This window comes from Streptomyces sp. NBC_01216 (assembly GCF_035994945.1).
In the GTDB taxonomy this organism is placed as follows: domain Bacteria; phylum Actinomycetota; class Actinomycetes; order Streptomycetales; family Streptomycetaceae; genus Streptomyces.
Map to the genome: position 1 here is coordinate 961,203 of NZ_CP108677.1, position 19,907 is coordinate 981,109.

Genomic DNA, 19,907 nt, shown 5'->3' on the forward strand with positions numbered 1-19,907 from the left:
GCGATGCGCCGGATGATCCGGGGCCCCTGGGAGCTGCTCAAGTGGCTCTTCGGGTGGCTGGTGCTGTTCGAAGTACGCAACAAGGTGCTGCTGTCGCCCACGGCGGTGCGACTACGGCGCTTCGAGAACGCCGAGGTCGCACGCCTCTCGACACGCTGGGAGGAGCCACCCCGCGCACGGGTCGTGACAGTGATCGCCACCCACCGGCGCCCGGAGCAGTTGCTCCGGGCGGTCGGCTCGGCCCTGAAGCAGTCGGTCCGGGACCACCTCGTGATGGTCGTCGACGACGGCGCCGGGCTTCCCGAACTCCCCTATGACCCCAGGCTGTTCGCCGTCTCCCTGGCCCGCAACACCGGCGTGGCCGGGGTGGTCCGCAATGTCGGCATCCGGCTGACCCGCTCGCGGTACGTCGCCTTCCTCGACGACGACAACCTCTGGGAACCGGACCATCTGCGACAGGCGTTGGCGGTACTCGAAGCCCCCGGCGGCCCCGACGGCGTCTACACGGCGCTGCGCCGCGTCCTGCCCGACGGCACGGACCGGGACGTGCTGTCCGTGCCCTTCGACCGGCGCAGGGCGGCGCGCGAGTCCTTCCTGGACACCAACGCCTTCGTGGCCCGCCGCTGCCGGAGCCTGCACTTCAGCAGGCTCCGACGCCGCCCCGAGGTGATGCCCCGGGAGGACTGGGAGCTGGTCCGCCGCTACAGCCGCGGACGCCGGGTGGAGCACCTTCCGCTCCCCACCGTGCGGTACCTGGTCAACCCCGGCAGCTTCTACACCTCCTGGCGGGACTGACCTCCGGAGGGCAGGCCGGTCGCGGGGGCGCCGAGCAGAGCGGCCACGGCCGCTCTGCTCGGCGCCCGGCCGAGGGCGGACCGTGAGAGCTCCCGCAGCAGCACGGCCCCCCGGAAAGCCACCCCCGCCGCGAATCCGTGCCGGCGCCGGTAGAGACGCACCCGGTTGACGGTCAGCAGGGACCACAGGCGTGGGGAGACCCGGGAGTCACCGCCGAGATGGACGGCGTGCGCCGAGGGTTCGATGCGGGTGGCCAGCCCGAGGTCCCGGGCGCGCAGACAGTAGTCCGTCTCCTCCGAGTAGAGAAAAAAGGACTCGTCCCACGGGCCGCAGGCGTCCAGGCAGTCCTCGGACAGCGCCATCAGCGCCCCGGTCGCCCAGTCCGCGCGGGTCCGTCCCGTGTAGGCGGCGGGATCGGTGACGAGTTCGCTGAGGGCGGGGAACCGGCCCGCCCGGCGATTGCCCAGGACCGCTTCGCCGAGCGCCCGGCCCACCCGTGACTCGCGGCGCAGCGAGTGGATGAGCGACAGGTCCTCCTCCCGCAGCACCGGCACGGTGATCCCGACGCGTGCTCCGTCGGGCAGGGGGGTGCCCAGGGCGTCCACCAGCGTCGCCGCGCAGCCCTCACCCATACGGATGTCGGGGTTGCACACCAGTGCCGCCCGGAATCCTCCCTCCCACGCGGCGGCGGCCCGCAGGGCCGCGTTGACCCCGAAGGCGTAGCCGCCGTTGCGGCCGGTCTCCACGACGGTGGCCTCGGGCGCGAGCTCGCGGACCACGGCGACGCTGTCGTCCGAGGAGTCGTTGTCGGCGACGACCAGCCGCCAGTCGAGGCCCGCCATGCCCTGAGGGAGCGCGGCGAGGAACCCGGGCAGCACCGCGGCGCTGTTCCAGGTGACGACGAGGACGGCGACGGGTCCGCGGTCCGCGGCCTCGTGCTGAGGGTGCATCAGATCTCCACAAGATGGGGTGGGGCGTCGGGTGCGGGCTGCCGAGGTGGCGCCTCGGCCTTCCGGGCGGCGGCCTCCCCGGTCTCCGCCTCGCGCCGGACGAGGCCGAGGCAGCTGCCTCCCAAGCCGAGCAGCAGGAAGAACACTCCGGCGAACATCGGGAAGCTGAGGGTGTCGAAGGTGGCGCTGATGACCAGGGCGACGAGGGCGGACGCGAAGAACGCCTGGCCGAGCTCGCGGTCGGACTCGGTGCGCGCGAGCCGGCGGATCGCCCCGCCGTTGTGCACGCCTATGAGTCCCATGACGAACAGCGCGAAGACGCCGAGGGCGCCCAGTTCGGCCAGGGTCAGCAGGTACTGGTTGTCCGTGAAGAAGTACCGCTCGGGCGTGAAGGTGCCGAAGCCGCGTCCGAGGAAGGGGTCCTCCATGAAGTACTCGGCGATCTTCGGGTACTTGATGGTGCGTGCCTGGGTGCTGCTGTCGGCGTTGTTCAGACTGCCGGAGAACAGCCCGGTGATGGTGCCGATCAGTCCGGGGACCAGCACCTTGAACACGGCCACGGCGCCCAGCAGGACGCCGATGGCCGTCCAGCGCCGCTGGGGCTTCCAGCGCGGCACCATGACGAGGACGACGACCAGCAGTCCGACGATCGACGTACGGGACACCGTGAGGGGCAGCCCGCCACCGAGCAGGACGACCGGGGCCCAGCGGCGGAAGCCGCTCAGGTGCGCCCGCGCCGGGTCGAATGCCTGGGCGATGGCGAACGGAAGCAGGATGGCCAGCATCCCGCTGAACTCCAGCGGATGGGCGGTGAGCGAACGGGGCCGGGTGAAGGAGCCCCGGTCGAGGACGGCGACGTTCGCCACGCTGGAGTTCAGTCCGGGGATGCGCAGCGAGTCGGCGATGTTGGTGCCGGTGAAGAAGTCGTACAGACCGAGCACGGCGACGACCGAGCCCATCACCACCAGACGGCGCATCAGCACGTCGAACCGGGCCCGGTCCTGGATGCCCGCGGTGGCCAGGACGACCAGCGCCACCCACACCAGAAGCACGATCAGACCCCGGTCGGCCGCGAGGACCTCCTTCTGGGAGCTGATCCGGGCCGTGTTCGCCACGTAGGAGACCAGCACCACGATCCCGAGCACCAGGACCGCGGTGCGCACCGTGCGGGTGCCGGGGGCCGGCGCGATCCGCCCCATGCACCAGGTCGCCAGGTACCAGAAGAGCCCGAGCAGGGCGAAGACGTTGGCGGGGGTGCCCGCGCCGCCCAGCGCGGGCAGCGCGAGATTGGACGGCAGGAAGAGGGCGAGGGCCAGATAGCCGGTGAGGACCGCGGTGGCGTCCAGGGGCCTGGTCAGCTGGCGGCGCAGACGGGAGGCGCCCGGCGCGGGTCCCCGGGGGCCTTCGTCCGGGGCGGGCAGTCCGCGGCGCCGGCGGCGCGCCAGCGCCCACACGTCCGTCACGAAGGAGAGCAGGAACGCGCTGGTGAGGCAGAGGACCAGGACCGCGGCGACCTTCTGGTAGCGGGACTTGGGCTGCGACACCGGCTTCTGCGGTAGGACGATGGGTGCCGCCCGCACGGAGTAGTCGGGCGGCACCTGCGCCACCATCTGGAGGGCCAGGAGCTGCTCGGCCGCGAAATCGGTGATGATCCTCGTCTCGGCGAACACCTCGTCCCGGTCCTCGCCGGTGACGCTGAGGGTGAGCAGCGGACCCTCGGCCTTCTCCGCGAAGTCGACGGTGTAGGCGTCGGTGACACCGTGCCCGCGCAGCGCCTCGGCGGACTCCGGGGACTGCAGCGCCCGGATCAGCACGTCGGCCGTACTGATCAGCGAACCGCTCGCGTAGGCCAGCGGATTGCCGTAGCTGGGAGCGGGCTTGGCCACCTTGCGGGAGTTCATCAGCGTGAGCTGGCTCTGCGACTGGTAGGTCACCGGCACGGTGGAGTAGAGGAATCCGCCGGCGAGAAAGCCGAGCAGCGTCAGCGGCGCCATCACGTACCACCGTCTGCGCAGCACGCGGAAGATCTCGGCGATGCTCACGAACCCTCCCCCGGTTGCTCTTCGTGCTGCCAGTATCGGTTCTGATGAAAGGAGATGTCTTGTCGCCCGAAGGACTCGTCGGCGTGCTGCTCCGCCGCTGGTACGTGCTGCTCCTGGTGCTGCTCGTCACGACCGCGGCCTGCTATCCGGCGCTGCGCCCCGAGCAGCGTTTCGTGAGTTCGGCCGTGCTGGTGGTCAAACCGCCGCGGACCGAGAACCAGCCGAACCAGCTGACCAACCTCCAACCGGCGCTGGCGGCCGTCTCCTACGCCGTGGTGCAGCAGTTGCTCTCTCCGGAGGGCCGGGCGGAGCTGCGGGCGGACGGCGTGCACGGCACGTACCGGCTGACGCCCCGGAACAGTGGCACCAGTGCCACCCCGTTCTACTCGATTCCCACGCTGCAGATCGAGGCGGAGCAGCCGGAGGCGACCGAGGCCGACCGGGTGGTGCAGCTGATCATCGCGGCCTACGGACGGCATCTGCGGGCGCTGCAGGCGGCTCAGCAGGTACCGGAGACCTCGCAGATGAGTATCGACCTGGTCCATCGTCCCGGCACCGTCGCGCTGCCGCCCAACAGGAGCCGGGCGCTGGCGGGGGTGGGCGCGCTGGGCCTGCTGTCCGGAGTGACGATCACGCTGTGGAGCGAGCGGTGGGCGGTACGGCGCGGGCGCCGGGTCGTGCCGGGCCCCCGGACCGGGCCGGCGGCGAGGCAGCCTGCCTGAGGGGCGGGGCGTCGCGGCGGCGGGGGTCTCAGCGCTCCGCACGGTGTTCCGTGAGGCGCCCGTCCGCTTCCTCGTACAGCGCTCCGGTCCGCGGGCACTCCCACACTCCGGGACGCTCCGGATGCTGGGTGAGCGGGACGCCGGCCCGGCCGACCCAGCCCGTCTGCCGGGCCGGGACACCCTTCACGAGGGCGAAGTCCGGGACGTCCCGCGTCACCACCGAGCCGGCCGCGACGAGCGCCCAGCGGCCGATGTCGACGGGGGCGACGCACACCGAGCGGGCGCCGATGGCGGCGCCCTCGCCGACCGTGACGGCGACCGGGTCCCAGTCCCCGCCGCGCTTGAGCGTGCCCTCGGGGTCCACGGCGCGCGGATGGTGGTCGTTGGTGAGGACCGCGGCGGGTCCGATGAAGACGCCGTCGGCCAGCACGGCCGGTTCGTAGACCAGGGCGTGGTTCTGGAGCTTGCAGTTGTCGCCGATGACCACGCCCGGTCCGACGTATGCGCCGCGGCCCACCACGCAGTCGGTGCCGAGACGGGCGTCCTCGCGGATCTGGGCGAGTTCCCAGATGCTGGTGCCGTCGCCGATGGCGGCGCTCTTGTCGACATCGGCGGTGGGCTGGACCCGATGGTTCACGGTGGTGCCTTTCTTCTCAGGGTGCGGGGGCGGCGGGCGCGGTCTCAGCGCCTGTCGGGTGGCCTTCGGCCGACCGGCGCTCAGATGCCGCGGCGCTCCCAGGAGCGCCACCAGAACCATTCGCGGATCCGGTCGCGTACGGCCGACAGCACCAGGGGCTGGAGGTACGGCATGGTCCGGGCTCCGATCCGGCGGCGCAGGCGCAGGGCCCGGTATTCGGGGAGCCGCTCGGCGTCGGGCCGGCATTCGAGGGCGAGGGCGAGGAGTTCGTCGACGGGTACGACGTCGGTGCGTCCCCGGTCGTAGGCTCGGTAGGCGCGCCGGAGCGCCTGGCGGGCGAGGCTGGTGTCGACCAGCGCCGACAGCCGGCCGGCCTGCGGGAGCCGGTCGGCGCACTTGTCGAGGACGGCGGTGAACGCGGCCCTGCGCTGCCGGATGTCGTCGAGCTGGCCGCCGAAGTCCGTGGTGGACATGTTGTCGCCGTGGACCCGGTAGTACGCCTGGTCGGCGCCCTTGACGTAGCCGACGTCGGCGTGTGCGGCCAGCCTCATCCACATCTCGATGTCGCCGGCGTGCGGGAGTCGCGGGTCGTAGCCGCCCACCTTCCGTTGGAGGGCGGTGCGGACGACGACCTCGGGTGAGGTGATGCAGCCGGTGCCCTCGCGGAAGCGTCGTTCCAGCCACCAGTGACCGGGGTAGACCACGGACCCGGTGCCGCGGGTCCGTGCCCGGGGCGGCGGCCCGCCGTGCTGGAAGCGCAGCGGCCTGCCGTAGCAGAACCCGGCCTCCGGGTGGGCGTCGAGGAGGGCGACGGCGCGGACCAGGGCACCCGGCACCAGCCGGTCGTCGGCGGACAGGAGGACGACGTAGTCGCCGTCGGCCCACTCCAGCAGGCCCTCGTTGTACGTGGCGATGTGGCCCCGGTTCCGCTCGTGGACCCGGACCTCGATCCTCGGGTCCGCGGCGGCGAGCTTGTGCGCCGTCTCGGCCGAGTCGTCCGGTGACGCGTCGTCGATGATCAGCACCCGGACCTCGAGTCCGGGCTGTTCGTCGAGCACACTGCGCACGCAGTCGGCCAGGAAGTGGCCGTACTTGTAGCAGGGAATCACGACGCTGACGGAACTCATGGCTGGGCGGCCCAATCCTCGGTGTTTTCCGGTGTGTTCGTTACGGAGAAGTGCGCCGTACCGGGTCGTCCGGACCCGGTACGGCGCACTCGGTGTCAGCCGGCGTCGGTCGTGAAGACCGGACCGACCCAGTAGTTCGTGGCGTTGTAGGAGTAGGTCGGGAAGCCGGAGGTACTTCCGTACCGGTAGAGGCCGTTGGGGCGACTGCCGGTGTCGGCGGGCGCCGAGAGCGGGTAGGACAGGTGCGCTCCCGCGAAGTAGCCCGAGTCGGCGGCGTAGTTGCCTTCCGGCGCGTGGTAGGACACCACGTAGCGGGTGCCGGCCGTGATGGTGGCCGGTGTGGCGAAGGTCAGGGTCTGCCAGCCGGTGGCCGTCTCGCCGGAGAAGGTGCCGGTGGCCAGCAGGTCGCCGTCCTCGGTCCACAGGTTGCCGGTGTGCGTGCCGGTGTTGCCGGTGCCCTTGTAGAAGGTGACGCCGGTGACCCGGCCGTTCAGCGCGGACTGGAAGCGGGTGCCGAGCTCGAGGGGGTTGGTGTCGGCCGTGACCGCGGGGGTCGCGGGCACGCTGTCCGGGCCCCACAGGGTGCACGGGCAGGCGGCGGGCGGCGGCGTGGCACTGGTGGTGAAGGTCCACGTCACCGGTTCGGCCATCGCGTTGCCCCACAGGTCGGCGGCCTGTACCGACGCGGTGTACGTGGTGCCGAGGGCGAGCTGGCTGGAGAGGGTGAAGGCCGCGGTCTTGCCGTCGCCGCTCAGCGCGGCGCTGCCCGGGACGGTGGTGTTGTTCGGTCCCTTCACCGTGAACACCAGGTCGCTGCTGTCGATGCTCTGGCTGAAGGTCGCGGACAGCGGTGCGTTGATCGCCACGCCGGTGGCTCCGGCGCCGGGGGTCCGGCCGGTGACCGTGGGTGGTTCGGTGCTGGCCGAACCGGTCTCGAGGATGGCGTCGACCCAGTAGTTGCTGCCCGAGGAAGCCTGGGACGGGAAGGCGCTGGTGGAGGTGTAGCGGTAGACGCCGTTGCCCCCGTCGGTGCCGGACTTCAGCGCGGTCAGCGGAGGCAGGCCGGCCTCCTTGTCGGCGAAGTAGCCCGCGTCGAAGGAGTAGCCGCCGTTCGGGGCGAAATAGGAGGCGATGTAGGTGGTGTCGGCCTTCACCGGGACCGGCGTGGTGAACATCAGCTGCTGCCAGCCGGACGCGGTCTCGTTGCCGAAGGTACCGGTGGCCAGCAGTTGCCCGGAGCTGCTCCAGAGGCTGCCCTTGTGGGTGCCGGTGTTGGCGGTGGACTTGTAGAAGCGGACGCCGGTGACCGTGCCGGGCACGGAGCTGCGGATCTTCACGCCGAGCTCGACGGAGCTGCCGTCGCCGCCGTTCGCCTTGGCCGGCGCGGTGGAGGACGGCCAGACCGTGCAGGGGCACTTCTGCGGTTCGATGGTCAGGGGCAGCGTGGTGGCGGCGCCCATGTTGACGCTGTCGTCGATGGCGCGGACCTTGATCTGGGCGGCGCCGGTGGCCATCGGGGTCCAGGTGTAGGTCCAGGTGGCGGTGCCGTCGGCCGCGTGCCAGGTGGTGCCGCCGTCGGTGGAGACCTCGACCCGGGCGACGACTCCGCCTCCGGAGTCCGCGGCGGTTCCGGTGACGGTGGCCTGCTGGAGGGCGTAGACAGAGCTGCCTGAGGCCGGGCTGGTGACCGTGGCGGTGGGGCCGGTGGTGTCCGAGGAGGCCGCCGCGGCGACGAGTCCGGACTGCAGGGTCTTCGGCTGGATGCCCATGTCGGCGAGGATGTTCACCGTGGCCTGCTGCATCCGCTTGTCCTCGGTGACCACGCCGCCGCCGGGGTCGGCCGTGGGGACGTTGGTGAGGCCCCAGGACCACTGGACGGTGCCGGTGCCGAACACCAGGGCGTTCGAGGTCTGGTCACGGAAGGCGACGAGGCTGTGCGTCGCGGTGCCGTTTCCGTAGTTGTTGCCCCAGTCGAGCAGGTAGTTGCCGTCGGTGATCGGCAGGGTGGTGGAGGACATCCGGATCTGTCCGGCCGGACGGCTGGCGTTCTCGACGTCGCTGTCCCACTCGTATCCGAGGGTACCGGTCGGGAAGGTGGCGACCTGGCCGCCGGTCAGGTTCGCGACCGTGGTGTCGCGCCACAGTCGCATCCTGGCGAAGGCCGCGGGCACGGTGATCGCGTCGTTGCGGTAGCCGTTCACCTGGAAGAGCGAGCCGGTGAGGATGTTCTGCGGTTGGTACGGCGCGCCTTCCTTGGTGCTGTCCGGGTCCATCCAGGTCCCGGTCCACTCGGTGCTCGGGTCGGGGACGCCGTTCGGCGTGGGGAACTTGAGTTTGGTCTCCTTGTAGCAGACCAGTGTCCGGTCGGCGGTGCCGGTGCCGTCGATGCTCGGCTCCAGGCGGGTCTTCCAGAAGATCTCGTTGCCCGCGAAGTAGGTCTGGTGCTGCCCGGCCTTCCGCGCGTTGAGCACGTTGGTGAACTGTTCCTGCGTCCAGTACTCGTCGTGGCCCTGGGACATGAACATCTTGTGGTTCGCCAGCAGGGAGGCGCCGCGGGTGGCGGTGTCGATGCCGGAGACGTAGCTGGTGTCGTAGCCGTTGCGCTCCAGCCAGGCGACCATCTCGAACTCGGAGCCGTAGATGCCGTTGTCACCGCCGATGTCCATCGGCCGGTTGTAGCTGACCTTGTAGGCGCGTCCGTCCGGAGCGGGACCCTGACCGTCGTAGAGGTTGGTACCGCCCCAGTCGTTGTACGCCTGCCAGGTCTGGTCCGAGGTCTGCACGAGGACGTCGGAGTGGCTGGAGTCGTCGCGCACGACGAAGGGGTAGGGCATGAGGCCGTTGCCGTCGGCCTGGTCGAAGTTGACGATGTAGAGGCCCGAGACGGCGTCGGACGGCACGGTCCAGGTCGCGGTGGTGGGCCAGTTGCCGCAGTCCATCAGGCCGGTGGGCTGGTTCGTGAGGCAGTCGGCGTGCTTCGTCGTGTAGTTGGCGGGGTAGGTCTGGGCGGCCTGTGCCGGCGTGGACATCTGCCGGGCGCCGTCGCCGCCGTACCAGCCCAGCCGGTAGATGTCGACGCGGTAGGCCGACGGGGACTGGACCTTGAACGAGAGGGTCTCGCCCGCCTGGACGCTCATCTTGGTCGGGAAGCCCGCGATGTCGCCCCAGGCGTTGCCGGCGAACCAGTCGGGCATCGGCGTGCCCGCTTTGGAGTTCTCGCACACGATGGGGTTACTGCCCGCTCCACAGGGGTCGGTGAGGGCGCTCGCGCTCCCGACCGGTGGCAGGACGATCGATATCAAGGCCGCGGCCAGGGCGAACAGGGCGCCTCTGGCCCGACGGAGGTGGTTCTGCATCGCTGTACCTTTCGGGGCAGTACAGGTCCTGGCCTACCGGCCGGGGGTGGTGAATGAGCGTCAGCTCAGTGCACCCGCGAGAGCCTCCACGACCCGCTGCTGCTGGTCCTGGGTGATCTGCGGGAAGAGCGGCAGCGAGAGGATCTCGTCGGCCGCGCGTTCGGCGTGCGGGAAGTCCCCGCGGTGGTACCCGAGATGACGGTACGCCGGTGTGAGGTGGACCGGGGCCGGATAGTGCACACCCGCTCCCACACCGCTCGCGTTGAGCTTGCCCACCACCTCGTCCCGGTCGGCTCCCGGGACGCGCACCACGTACAGGTGCCACACGTGCGTGTTGCCGTCGACGGTCGTCGGCCGCACCACGCGGCCCGCCGCGGCGAGCCCTTCCAGCAACGCGCCGTAGCGCGCCGCCGCCGTCCGCCGGGCCTCGTTGCCGGTGGCGAGCCGGCGCAGCTTGGCGCGCAGCACGACCGCCTGCAGACCGTCGAGCCGGCTGTTGAAGCCGGGCAGGTCGTGCCGGTACTTGTGGACGCCGCCGTGGTTGGCGGTCGCCCGTACGACGGCGGCCGTCTCGGCGTCGTCGGTCAGCACCGCGCCGGCGTCGCCGTACGCTCCGAGGTTCTTGCCCGGGTAGAAGCTGGTGGCCGCGATCCCGGCCCGGCCGGCGGGACGGCCGTCCCGGGTTGCGCCCTGGCTCTGGGCCGCGTCCTCCACGACGCGGACGGAGTCGGGCAGCCCGGCGGTCAGCGCCGCGACGTCGGCGTTCTGCCCGTACAGATGGACCGGCACCACCGCGCGGGTGGCCGAGCCGACGGCGTCGAGCGCGGCCTGTCCGTCGATCAGCAGGCTGTCGGGGTGGCAGTCCACGAGCACCGGGCGGGCGCCCGCCCTCGCGACCGCCCCGGCGGTGGCGATGAAGGTGTTGGCGGGGAGCACCACCTCGTCGCCCGGCAGGACGCCGCTCGCCCGCAGCGCCAGCTCCAGGGCGTCCGTGCCGTTCGCGACGCCGACGCAGTGGGCGACGTCCGCGAACGCGGCGTACTCGCGCTCGAACGCGCGGACCTCCTCGCCACCGATGAAGGCGGTGCCCGCCAGGACGCGGTCGAAGCCCTCCCGGACCTCGTCCGCGACCTCGGCGTGGGCCGCCTTGAGGTCGACCAGCGGAATCTGGTTCATCTGCCCTTCACTTCCCTTGCCTCGGCCTGTCGTGCGAGGCCGTCGGAGTCGTCTGGCCGGAGCTGCTCCAGCGCCGTGGGGCCCGCCGCGCGCAGCCGGCGTGCCGGGCTGCCGACCCAGACCTCGCCGGGTGGCACATCGTCCAGGACCGCGCTGCCCATGCCGACCAGTGACCAGGCACCGATCGTCGTGTACTCGCGCACCACGGAGCCGGCCCCGAGGTACGCCCCGCGGCCGAGCCGGGCGCCGCCGCCGAGCCGGACCCCGGAGGCGAGGGTGCAGTGGTCCTCCACCTCGTCGTCGTGGGTGAGCACGGTGTGCGGCATGACCGCCACATGGCTGCCCACGCGTACGGCGGCCGTCAGGACGGTGTACGCCAGGATCACCGAGCCGGGCCCCACCGAGCAGCCGGAGGGCACGACGGCGCTCGGGTGCACCACGGTGGCGTAGCGGTCGGCGGGCAGGCCGAGGCGGCCGACCAGTCGGGCGCGGGCGGCCTGGTCGCGGGGGCTGCCGACGCAGACCACGAAGGACGCGTCGCGCAGATCGTGCGCCAGGTCGCAGCCGCCCAGGACGGGGACTCCGTCCAGCTCGGCGCCGTGCAGCGCCGGGTTGTCGTCGAGATGGCCGATCAGCCGCCGGCCACCGGCTCCGGCGTCCCGCACGGCCTGGGCGGTCTCCCGTGCGAGACCGCCCGCGCCGATGATGACCAGGTCGTTCACGCGCGGCCCGCAGCCGCGCGCAGTACCTCGACCACCCGGTCCTGCTGGGTTTCGGTCATCGTGTGGAAGAGCGGCAGGATCAGCGAGTCGCGGCTGATCCGCTCGGTCACCGGAAGGGGGCCCGCGGGGTGCCCCTGGTAGGCGGGCTCCAGGTGGGCGGCCATGATCCCGCGCCGGGCGGAGATCCCGGCCTCGGCGAGCACGGTGAGGAGCGCGTCGCGGCCCGCCGGGAAGTCCTCGGACAGCAGGACCCAGTAGGACTGGAAGTTGCCCTGTCCGTGTCCGGGGTCGCGGACCGGGTCCAGGCCGGGGATGCCGCTCAGCAGTTCCGTGTAGCGGGCGGCGAGGGCGCGGCGGCGGGCCACCATGGCGTCGAGCCTGCCGAGCTGCACCAGGCCGACCGCCGCCTGGATGTCGGTCATCCGGTAGTTGAAGCCGGTCTCCAGGTAGTTCTCCAGGACCGGTGTCCCGCTCGCGTGGCGCTCGGCGGCGGAGACGTTCATGCCGTGCTCGCGCAGACGGCGCAGACGGGCGGCCCAGTCGGCGTCGTCCGTGGTGACCATGCCGCCCTCGCCGGTGGTGAGGAGCTTGCGCGGGTGGAACGACCAGGCGGCGAGGAGCGCGCCGCGTCCGACGGGGGCTCCGTCGACGGTGGAGCCGATCGCGCAGGCGGCGTCCTCCACCACGGGCAGGCCCCAGTCGGCGCACGCCGCCCGGACGGCGCGCACGTCCGCGGGCACGCCGCCCTGGTGGACGAGTACGACGGCCTTGGTCCGCGGGGTGCGGACGGCGTCGATGGTGTCGGCGGTGAGGTTGGCGGTGGCGAGGTCGACGTCGGCGAAGACGGGTTCCGCGCCGACGTACCGCACGGCGTTGGCGGTGGCGATGAAGGACAGCGAGGGCACCACGACCTCGTCCCCCGGCCCCAGGTCGAGGGCGAGCAGGGCGAGGTGCAGGGCTGTCGTGCAGGAACTGACGGCGACGGCGTGCGCGGCGCCCACCCGCTCGGCGAAGGCACGCTCGAACGCGGCGACCCGGGGTCCCTGGGCGACCCAGCCGGAGCGTACGGCCTGCGCCGCCGCCTCGGCCTCCTCCTCGCCGAGCCACGGCACCATGACCGGGGTACGGGCGGGTCCGGCCGCCGGAGCCGGGGCGACGGGGGCCGGGGCGGACGCGGTCGCGGGAGCGGAGACGGCCGTCGCCGGCGCGGACCCGGCGGCTCGCTCGGCCCGCCACCAGGCGACCAGGTCCTCGAGACCGGTGCGCAGGTCGATCTCCGTCTTGAAGCCGAGCCGCTCCTCGGCCGCGCTGGTGTCGGCGAGTCGGCGGGTCACCCCGTTGACGGCGCGGGCGGGGCCGTGCACGGGTTCCAGGTCGGCGCCCATCACCTCGATGAGGTTCAGGGCGAGTTCCCTCAGCGAGGTCTCGGTCGCGCTCGCGATGTTGAACACCTCGTCGGTGAGGTCCGCCTGGGCGGCGAGCAGGTTCGCCCTGGCGATGTCCCGGACGTCGACGAAGTCCATGGTCTGGGTGCCGTCGCCGAGGATCAGCGGCGGCTCGCCCGCCTCGATGCGCTCCATCCAGCGGATCAGGACCTCGGTGTAGAGGCCGTGGATGTCCATGCGGGGCCCGTACACGTTGAAGTAGCGCAGCGCCACGTAGTCGAGGCCGTACATCGCCTGGAAGCTGCGCAGCATGCCCTCGTTGAACGCCTTGGCCGCGCCGTAGAAGGTGTCGTTGTTGTACGGGTGGTGGCGCTCGGTCGTCGGGAAGGACTCCGCGAGCCCGTAGACGGACGCGGAGGACGAGGCGATCACCTTGCCCACGCCGGCCGCGGCGGCGGCCTCCAGTACGTTGAAGGTGCCGTCGACCATGACCTCGTTGGCGAGCCGGGGTTCCTCCGCGCACTGGGTGATGCGGATGGCCGCGAGGTGGAAGACGAGGTCGGCTCCCTCGGTGACCCGGCGCACGGTCGCGGCGTCGCGGATGTCGCCCTCGACGAGCCGGACCGGGCCGTTCTCCAGGGCGTGGGCGAGGTTGGCCCGGCGCCCCCGGACGAAGTTGTCGAGGACGACGATCTCTCGCGCGCCGCCGTCCACGAGAAGGTCGGTCACATGGGAACCGATCGTGCCGGCACCGCCGGTGACCAGGACCTTCTTGCCGTGAATGTCGCTCAACGCCGTTCTCCTACAGAGTCGTTCACCGTACGAAGGGACCGGCCGGCGCCGGTCCGCAGCCCGACGACCGCGCCGCGGAACTCCAGGCTCCGCGACGCCGCCTCGAGAATGTCCAGGACACGCAGGCCCGCCCGTCCGTCGGTCAGCGGGGCCCGGTGTTCGCGGATGGCGGCGGCGAACTCGTCGACCATGCCGCGCAGGGCTTCCTTCTCGCCGATCGCGGGGGCCACCATGTCGCCGCTGCGGTAGGAGATCAACGCCTGGCGTCGCTCGTCCGCGCCGAGCTCCTGCGGGGTCGCGAGGTCCACTCCCCGGTCGAAGACGGCGATGCGCTGCGCGGGGTTCAGGTCGTCCCAGATCAGAGTGCGCTTGGCGCCGCCGACCATGGTGGTACGCACCTTGGTGGGCGAGAGCCAGTTGACGTGCACATGGGCGATGGCGCCGGTGTTCAGCTGGAGCGTCAGGTAGGCGATGCAGTCCTGACCGGCGCCGATCGGGTCCGCGCCGTGCGCGGCGACCGCGACGGGCTCCACGTGTTCGGGAAGGATGAAGTCGAGGATGGACAGGTCGTGCGGCGCGAGGTCCCACAGCACGTCGACGTCCTTCTGGACCAGCCCGAGGTTGATCCGGACGGAGTCGACGTAGTGGATCTCGCCGAGTTCTCCGGAGCGCACCAGTTCACGAATCCGGCCCACGGCCGGGGTGTAGCAGTAGGTGTGGTCGCACATGAGGGTCAGGCCGCGCTCCTCCGCCTCGGCGACCAGGCGCGCCCCGTCGGCGTACGTGGTGGCCAGCGGCTTCTCCACCAGGACGTGCTTGCCCGCGCGGAGTGCCGCCAGCGCGACGTCCAGGTGCGTCCCGGCCGGGGTGGCGACGGCGACGGCGTCGACCGAGGGGTCGGCGAGTATCGCCTCGAAGTCGTCGGTCGCCTGGACGGTGGAGTATCCGCCGAGCACCCGCTGGGCGCGCGTGATGTCCAGGTCGCAGAGCGAGCGTAGCCGGAACCGGTCGCTGGACTGGAAGTTGCGCACGAGGTTGGGTCCCCAGTAGCCGGCGCCCACGACCGCGACTCCGAGCCGCTCGTCGGACCGATCCACGTCCTTCACTTTGTTCCCCTTCATTTCAGTAAGCCCCCGTTCCGCGCAGCACGGCCGGGCCGGTGCGCAGCAGAATCGACGCGTCCAGTCCGAGTGACCAGTTGTCCACGTAGGTCAGGTCGAGGCGGACCGCCTCGTCCCATGGCAGATCCGAGCGTCCGCTGACCTGCCACAGGCCGGTGAGGCCCGGTTTGACGAGCAGGCGGCGCCGCACCTCGTTGCCGTAGCCGGCGACTTCCTCGGGCAGCGGCGGACGGGGACCGATCAGCGACATCCGGCCGCTCAACACGTTGATCAGCTGAGGCAGTTCGTCGATCGAGTAGCGGCGGAGCGTGGCGCCCACACGCGTGACGCGTGGATCGTCCCGCACCTTGAACAGCAGGCCGTCGCTGTTGTGGTTGGCGTGCTCGAGTTCCGCCCGGCACGCCTCGGCGTCCGGCCGCATCGTGCGGAACTTCAGCATGGTGAATTGCTTGCCGTGCAGGCCGACTCGGCGCTGCCGGAACAGTGCCGGACCACTGCTGCCGAGCCGTACGGTGACCGCGACCACGCAGAGCAGGGGCGCGAGCAGCAGCAACAGCGTCGCGGCGGTGAGCCGTTCGGCCAGTTCCTTGGGCAGCCGGGCGGTGCGCGACAGCCGGGGCGCCCGGACGTGGACCATCGGGACTCCGCCGACGGGCCGGACGGCCACGCGCGACGGGGCCGTCTCGCCCAACGCGGGGGCCAGCAGGAAGTCGCAGCCCGCGGCGGCGGCGGTCCAGGCGAGCCGGCGCAGCTGGGCCGCGTCGAACTCCTGGGTCGGCAGGACCACGAGGGCCGTGCCGCCGTGGGCGCGGAGAGCTCCGGGCACGTCCGCGACACCGCCGAGCACGGGTATCCCCAGTTCGGCGACCGCCGCCGCGTTCACCGGGTCGGTCAGACAGACGCCGGCGATGTCCATACCCCGCAGGTCGGGACCCACGGGGGCGAAGCCCTGGCCGCGGCGCCACAGGGCCTCGACCAGTTCGACGGCGCTCGCCGAGGAGCCGACGAGGACCGTCGTGGTCCGGTACCGCCCCTGGGCCCAGCGGCGGTGCAGCCAGCGGCGGCACAGGAAGCGGGCGGCCAGGGCGGCCAGAGCCGTCGGCGGCGCCGCCAGGATCATGTCGTGGAGCAGGTCGAGGTCGCCGGCGATGCCCCAGCCGATGGCCGCGGCCAGGGCCGGCAGCACCAGTGCGCCGCGCAGCACCCGCCGGTACAGCTCGGCCCCGGCGCCTAACGCGCTGTGCTCGTAGGCGTGGTGGCCGTACATCATGGCGATCCAGGCCGGCGGCAGGGCGAAGAGGACCTGCCAGCGGCCCACTGTTTCCAGGACCAGTATGGAGGCCGCGCCGGCCGCGGCCAGATCGGCGATCAGCAGAACGATCTGATGTCTCCGTTTCCACCACAGCCGGTGGACGTCGAAGTGTGTGGATTCAACACGATGCCGCTCATGTGTGACCGGCAGGACGGTCATCCATTCCCCCCAAGGGCGCTTCGCGCGTGCCCCGTTGAGCCATGCCTGCCGTGGTCCCGCACCCGCGAGCGCACAACTCACGGGCAAGGGACGGGCATCGATGGCGCGCAGAGGGTACGCGGTTCTTCCGCCTGACCAAACGGTACGGTTCGATCGCAAGAAGCCCCCCCGCGACCGAGGTTCCGCACAACGGCGCAGAATCCACCCGTCGCGAGGGATGCTCACGTCCGTATGGATCCGGCAGCGCTCAATCTAGAGCAACTAGGGCAGGTCATGAAGGAGTTGTGGAAAACTCCCACCGTGCGTCAAAGATTCTGTGAGCACGGCGTGGGTTCGTCATACTGGCCCGGTGCCCAGCATCGTGATCCCTGCCCACAACGAAGAGCGCACGCTCGGCCGGCTCCTGGACGCGCTCCTGGCCGTTCCGGAGGGGCCTCCTGGGCCCTCCGGGCCCGCTGACGCCTCCGAGCCCTCCGTCGTCGCGCCGGCTCCGGGCCTCGCCGCCGGGGGCGAGTTCGACATCGTCGTCGTGTGCAACGGCTGCACGGACGACACGGCGGGGGTCGCCGCCGCCCGCGGCGCGCGCGTCCGGGTGGTCGAGATCCCGGTCCCGTCGAAGCACGCCGCGCTGCGTGCCGGTGACGAGCACGCGCGCGGCTTCCCCCGGTTGTACGTGGACGCCGACGTGGTGCTCGGGGCGGCCGACGCCCGTGCGCTGGCCGACGCGCTCGCCGGACCGGACGGCGCACTCGCCGCGGCCCCGGCCCGCGAACTCCCGATGACCGGCTGCGACTGGCGCGTCCGCGCGTACTACCGCGTGTGGCAACGGCTGCCCGCGGTGCGGGAGGGACTGTTCGGCCGGGGCGTGATCGCGATGTCCGGCGCGGGTCACGCCCGTATCGCGGCCCTGCCGCCCCTGATGGCGGACGACCTGGCCGCCTCGCTGGCGTTCTCCCCCGAGGAACGGACGGTTGTCGATGCGGCCCGCGTGGTGGTCCGCCCTCCACGCACCTGGTCCGACCTGATCAGACGCCGGGTACGGGCGGCCACCTCGACGGCGCAGCTGGAGAGCGAGCAGGCCCGGCCGGCTTCGGCCGCCGCGGGCGGGGTACTCACCCGGAGCGCGCCGGACACACCGTCACGCCCGCCCTCCGCGCGCACCAGCGTGAGCGACCTCCGGGCCCTGGTGCGGGCCGAACCGGGTCTACTGCCGTCCGTCGTCGTCTTCATGTCCGCCGCGCTCGCGGCCCGTCGGGGCGCGAGGAGGGCGATCCGGTCGGGCGACTTCCACACATGGCTGCGCGACGAGAGCAGCAGGCAGGGCTGAGGGCGACGCGCGCCGGGCCGGCACCGGCAGCCACGCACGCCGCGGTCCGGTCCGTTGGTGGGGAGCGGTCCCGCGTGGTCTCCGTCGGCGCGTGGTCTGGTGCGGTGCGACCCGATCCGGTGCGGTATCCAATCACGCGGCGCGCCCGCGGCCGTCGGTCCCGGCCCGCGACCGTTCTGTCCGCGCCCTTGCCCGGACATGCGAAAGACCCCAGATCAACTGGGGTCTCAGCTGGTGCCCGAGGTCGGTCGCGCATCCTGCTGTTTCGGGCCGCTGGTTGGTCATGCGTCCGGTGCACTCCACGGCCCCTCCTCCGCACCGTACCTGTCGGCCCGCCCGGCACGGACAGCGGCTCAGGACTCCGGGCACGGCCGGAATGCAGGAGCTTTCCGGCCGTGCCCGGCGGAGGTATGACGCCTCAGGCCTTCAAGTGCATACTCGGGGCGATCGGCTTGTCGTCACCGACCGCGACCACCGCGACTTCCGACTCCGGCGCCTGCGCCACCGCGACCCACGGCTTGGCGTCATCGGCGGAGGCGACTCGCACCACGCTGTCGGTGCCATCGCTCTTGGCTACGGCCGTCCGGATCCTGGTGTCGCCGTTGTCCTGTGCGCTGGCGATCGAGGCGCCTCCGAAAGCGAGTGCTCCGCCGGCAGCGGCGACGACGGCGGTCTTGGTGAAGACGTTCATGATGGTGTTCCTTCCTTGAGGAATGGTCCGCGAGGCCGGTCCGGTTCAGCTCCCGCAACGCTGTTGCCGCGGATGCCGGTGGGCGAAGCCTCCGGTTCACTCATGCGGGCGGGTTGCCCGAGGTGGCCGGTCCGATGACCGTGACGTATCCGTAAGTCCTCGGCCCGGCGCCGACACCCTTCGTTGTGCTTCTCAGGCGGCGACAACTCCACAGTGACTCTTGGGACGGGCCTCTCGGCACCACCGATCGGCGCATCGACCGGTGGAAGGCCGTTCCCCCTGTCGGGGGAACCGCGGCGCCGGCCGACCGGGACGCTGCGGTGCGGGACGCGCCGCAAGGCACCGGGGCGGGAGGGCCGCAGGTCAGTCCCCAGCCGGCACGAGGGGGAGCTCCACCAGAGCGGACGTACCGCTGGGAAGGCGGGGTTCCAGCAGCAGACGCCCTCCCGCACTCTCGATCCGGACGCGCAGCGAGGCGAGGCCGATGTGCCCGCGGCGCACGCTGTCGGTCGTGGCACCGGGAGGAAGCCCCACGCCGTCGTCCTCCAGCAGCATGCTGACCCTGCCGTCGGCCGCGTGCAGCCGAATCCGCACGTGGCGGGCTTCGGCATGTTTCACGATGTTCCCGAGGAGCTCTCGGGCCGCGTCGAAAGCGAGGTTCTCCAGGCGGAACCGCGGCACGGGCGCGTATTCCGCGCGGACGTCGAACTTGCCCCGGCCCCTGGCACTGCCGACGAGTGCCTGCACCGCCTGGACCAGGCCCAGCTCCTTGAGGACCGCCGGGTGCAGCTCCCCGACGATCGAGCGCATCTGCTGCGCGGCCTCGGCGAGGGCAAGGTCAGCGCGCCCGAGAGCCTCCTGCCGGTACGGCGGGGAGCGCCCCTCGTCCACGTCGTGGCGGGCCGCGAGTACGTTCTGCAGGGCCTCGTCGTGCAGCGCTTCGGCGAGGCTCCGGCGCTCGCGTTCCTGAGCGTCCATCGCTTGCCCCAGCAGCGCGTGACTCTGCGCCATCAGCTTTTCGACGGTTCGGACCCGATCGCTCTGCACCCAGGTCAGCGAGGTGCAGACCGCTCCCAGCAGGAGCAGGCTCAGGACGTGGAGGGCGACGGAGGCCCAGCCGAGATCTCCGCGTGACAGGGCAAGGGCCAGCAGGTACGCGAGAGCGGTGGCGCAGGTCATGACGCTGGTCACCCGGGGCCGCAGCTGGAAGGCCGCAAGTACCGGCACCAGGAAGAACGCGTCGTCGGCCGGCGGTCGGGCGCCGGCCGGCGCGGCGAATCCCTGGGAAACCACCAGCAGCGAGGCGACAACGAGCAGGTCGAGCCAGAGGAAGTGCCACGTCCAGCGCGTTCTCTGACGGTCGGACCAGGCCATCTCGACCAGAAGCAGTGACCAGAGCGTGTAGCCCGCGACGAGCGCGCCGCAGGCGGCCTTGTGCTCGTGCGGCGGAAACCAGAGCAGCTGCACGAGGAGCAGCACCACTATCAGGAGGCGCGCGAGCACCTGCATCCTCAGGGACCGCCGGGATTGCGAACGGGTCACGGACCGCTCCCGGTAGCCCTCGGGTGCGTCCGGCCGAGGTTCACCTCCACC

15 protein-coding genes are annotated in these 19,907 nt (G+C 71.8%); 3 read left to right on the forward strand and 12 right to left on the reverse strand.

The window, feature by feature from the left end; all coding sequences use genetic code 11:
• Window positions 1-3: 3 nt before the first annotated feature.
• Window positions 4-795, forward strand: a complete 792-nt coding sequence (locus tag OG393_RS04235) for a glycosyltransferase family 2 protein (RefSeq protein ID WP_327373206.1) — start codon at window positions 4-6, stop codon at window positions 793-795.
• Here OG393_RS04235 and OG393_RS04240 read toward each other — a convergent pair.
• Entirely contained in the window at window positions 774-1,745 is a 972-nt protein-coding gene (locus OG393_RS04240; protein ID WP_327373207.1) for a glycosyltransferase family 2 protein, read from the reverse strand. The two genes, OG393_RS04235 and OG393_RS04240, sit on opposite strands and share 22 nt — an antisense overlap.
• On the reverse strand, window positions 1,745-3,787 hold the full coding sequence (locus OG393_RS04245) for an O-antigen ligase family protein (protein WP_327373209.1): 2,043 nt from the start codon (window positions 3,785-3,787) through the stop codon (window positions 1,745-1,747). The genes OG393_RS04240 and OG393_RS04245 overlap by 1 nt, the downstream gene beginning before the upstream one ends.
• A gap of 59 nt (window positions 3,788-3,846) precedes the next feature.
• Here OG393_RS04245 and OG393_RS04250 point away from each other — a divergent pair, with 59 nt between their 5' ends.
• Window positions 3,847-4,509, forward strand: a complete 663-nt coding sequence (locus OG393_RS04250; protein WP_327373210.1) for a hypothetical protein — start codon at window positions 3,847-3,849, stop codon at window positions 4,507-4,509.
• Window positions 4,510-4,537: 28 nt separating this feature from the next.
• On the opposite strand, the gene OG393_RS04255 is transcribed toward OG393_RS04250, so the two are convergent.
• The 8 genes from OG393_RS04255 to OG393_RS04290 form a co-directional block, all read right to left on the reverse strand.
• Window positions 4,538-5,146, reverse strand: coding sequence for an acyltransferase (locus OG393_RS04255; RefSeq protein WP_327373211.1), 609 nt, complete (start codon window positions 5,144-5,146; stop codon window positions 4,538-4,540).
• Window positions 5,147-5,226: 80 nt separating this feature from the next.
• On the reverse strand, window positions 5,227-6,273 hold the full coding sequence (locus OG393_RS04260) for a glycosyltransferase family 2 protein (RefSeq protein WP_327373212.1): 1,047 nt from the start codon (window positions 6,271-6,273) through the stop codon (window positions 5,227-5,229).
• 95 nt (window positions 6,274-6,368) lie between these two features.
• Window positions 6,369-9,629, reverse strand: a complete 3,261-nt coding sequence (locus OG393_RS04265; protein WP_327373213.1) for a DUF4082 domain-containing protein — start codon at window positions 9,627-9,629, stop codon at window positions 6,369-6,371.
• Window positions 9,630-9,689: 60 nt separating this feature from the next.
• Window positions 9,690-10,805, reverse strand: a complete 1,116-nt coding sequence (locus tag OG393_RS04270; RefSeq protein WP_327373214.1) for a DegT/DnrJ/EryC1/StrS family aminotransferase — start codon at window positions 10,803-10,805, stop codon at window positions 9,690-9,692.
• On the reverse strand, window positions 10,802-11,527 hold the full coding sequence (locus OG393_RS04275; protein WP_327373215.1) for a NeuD/PglB/VioB family sugar acetyltransferase: 726 nt from the start codon (window positions 11,525-11,527) through the stop codon (window positions 10,802-10,804). The genes OG393_RS04270 and OG393_RS04275 overlap by 4 nt, the downstream gene beginning before the upstream one ends.
• Entirely contained in the window at window positions 11,524-13,704 is a 2,181-nt protein-coding gene (locus OG393_RS04280) for an aminotransferase class I/II-fold pyridoxal phosphate-dependent enzyme (RefSeq protein ID WP_327373216.1), read from the reverse strand. The genes OG393_RS04275 and OG393_RS04280 overlap by 4 nt, the downstream gene beginning before the upstream one ends.
• Window positions 13,701-14,810, reverse strand: a complete 1,110-nt coding sequence (locus tag OG393_RS04285; RefSeq protein WP_327373217.1) for a Gfo/Idh/MocA family protein — start codon at window positions 14,808-14,810, stop codon at window positions 13,701-13,703. The genes OG393_RS04280 and OG393_RS04285 overlap by 4 nt, the downstream gene beginning before the upstream one ends.
• Window positions 14,811-14,826: 16 nt before the next feature.
• The gene (locus OG393_RS04290; protein ID WP_327373218.1) at window positions 14,827-16,296 is read right to left on the reverse strand and encodes a sugar transferase; all 1,470 of its coding nucleotides are present in this window, start codon (window positions 16,294-16,296) and stop codon (window positions 14,827-14,829) included.
• A 349-nt stretch (window positions 16,297-16,645) separates the two neighbouring features.
• Between OG393_RS04290 and OG393_RS04295 the strand changes: the two genes are divergently transcribed.
• A complete protein-coding gene (locus OG393_RS04295) occupies window positions 16,646-17,623 on the forward strand; it encodes a glycosyltransferase (RefSeq protein WP_327373219.1) in 978 nt (325 codons plus the stop codon).
• Between the two features lie 418 nt (window positions 17,624-18,041).
• On the opposite strand, the gene OG393_RS04300 is transcribed toward OG393_RS04295, so the two are convergent.
• Together OG393_RS04300 and OG393_RS04305 are read right to left on the reverse strand one after the other, a co-directional pair.
• Entirely contained in the window at window positions 18,042-18,314 is a 273-nt protein-coding gene (locus OG393_RS04300; protein ID WP_327373220.1) for a hypothetical protein, read from the reverse strand.
• Between the two features lie 363 nt (window positions 18,315-18,677).
• Window positions 18,678-19,856, reverse strand: a complete 1,179-nt coding sequence (locus OG393_RS04305) for a sensor histidine kinase (protein ID WP_327373221.1) — start codon at window positions 19,854-19,856, stop codon at window positions 18,678-18,680.
• Between the last annotated feature and the right edge of the window lie 51 nt (window positions 19,857-19,907).

Excerpts from the sequence above, each read along its gene's own strand:
- OG393_RS04300 (WP_327373220.1), bottom strand. The coding sequence starts at position 18,314 with ATGAACGTCTTCACCAAGACCGCCGTCGTCGCCGCTGCCGGCGGAGCA.
- OG393_RS04290 (WP_327373218.1), bottom strand. The coding sequence starts at position 16,296 with ATGACCGTCCTGCCGGTCACACATGAGCGGCATCGTGTTGAATCCACA.
- OG393_RS04270 (WP_327373214.1), bottom strand. The coding sequence starts at position 10,805 with ATGAACCAGATTCCGCTGGTCGACCTCAAGGCGGCCCACGCCGAGGTC.
- OG393_RS04235 (WP_327373206.1), top strand. The coding sequence starts at position 4 with ATGCGCCGGATGATCCGGGGCCCCTGGGAGCTGCTCAAGTGGCTCTTC.
- OG393_RS04240 (WP_327373207.1), bottom strand. The coding sequence starts at position 1,745 with ATGCACCCTCAGCACGAGGCCGCGGACCGCGGACCCGTCGCCGTCCTC.
- OG393_RS04260 (WP_327373212.1), bottom strand. The coding sequence starts at position 6,273 with ATGAGTTCCGTCAGCGTCGTGATTCCCTGCTACAAGTACGGCCACTTC.
- OG393_RS04265 (WP_327373213.1), bottom strand. The coding sequence starts at position 9,629 with ATGCAGAACCACCTCCGTCGGGCCAGAGGCGCCCTGTTCGCCCTGGCC.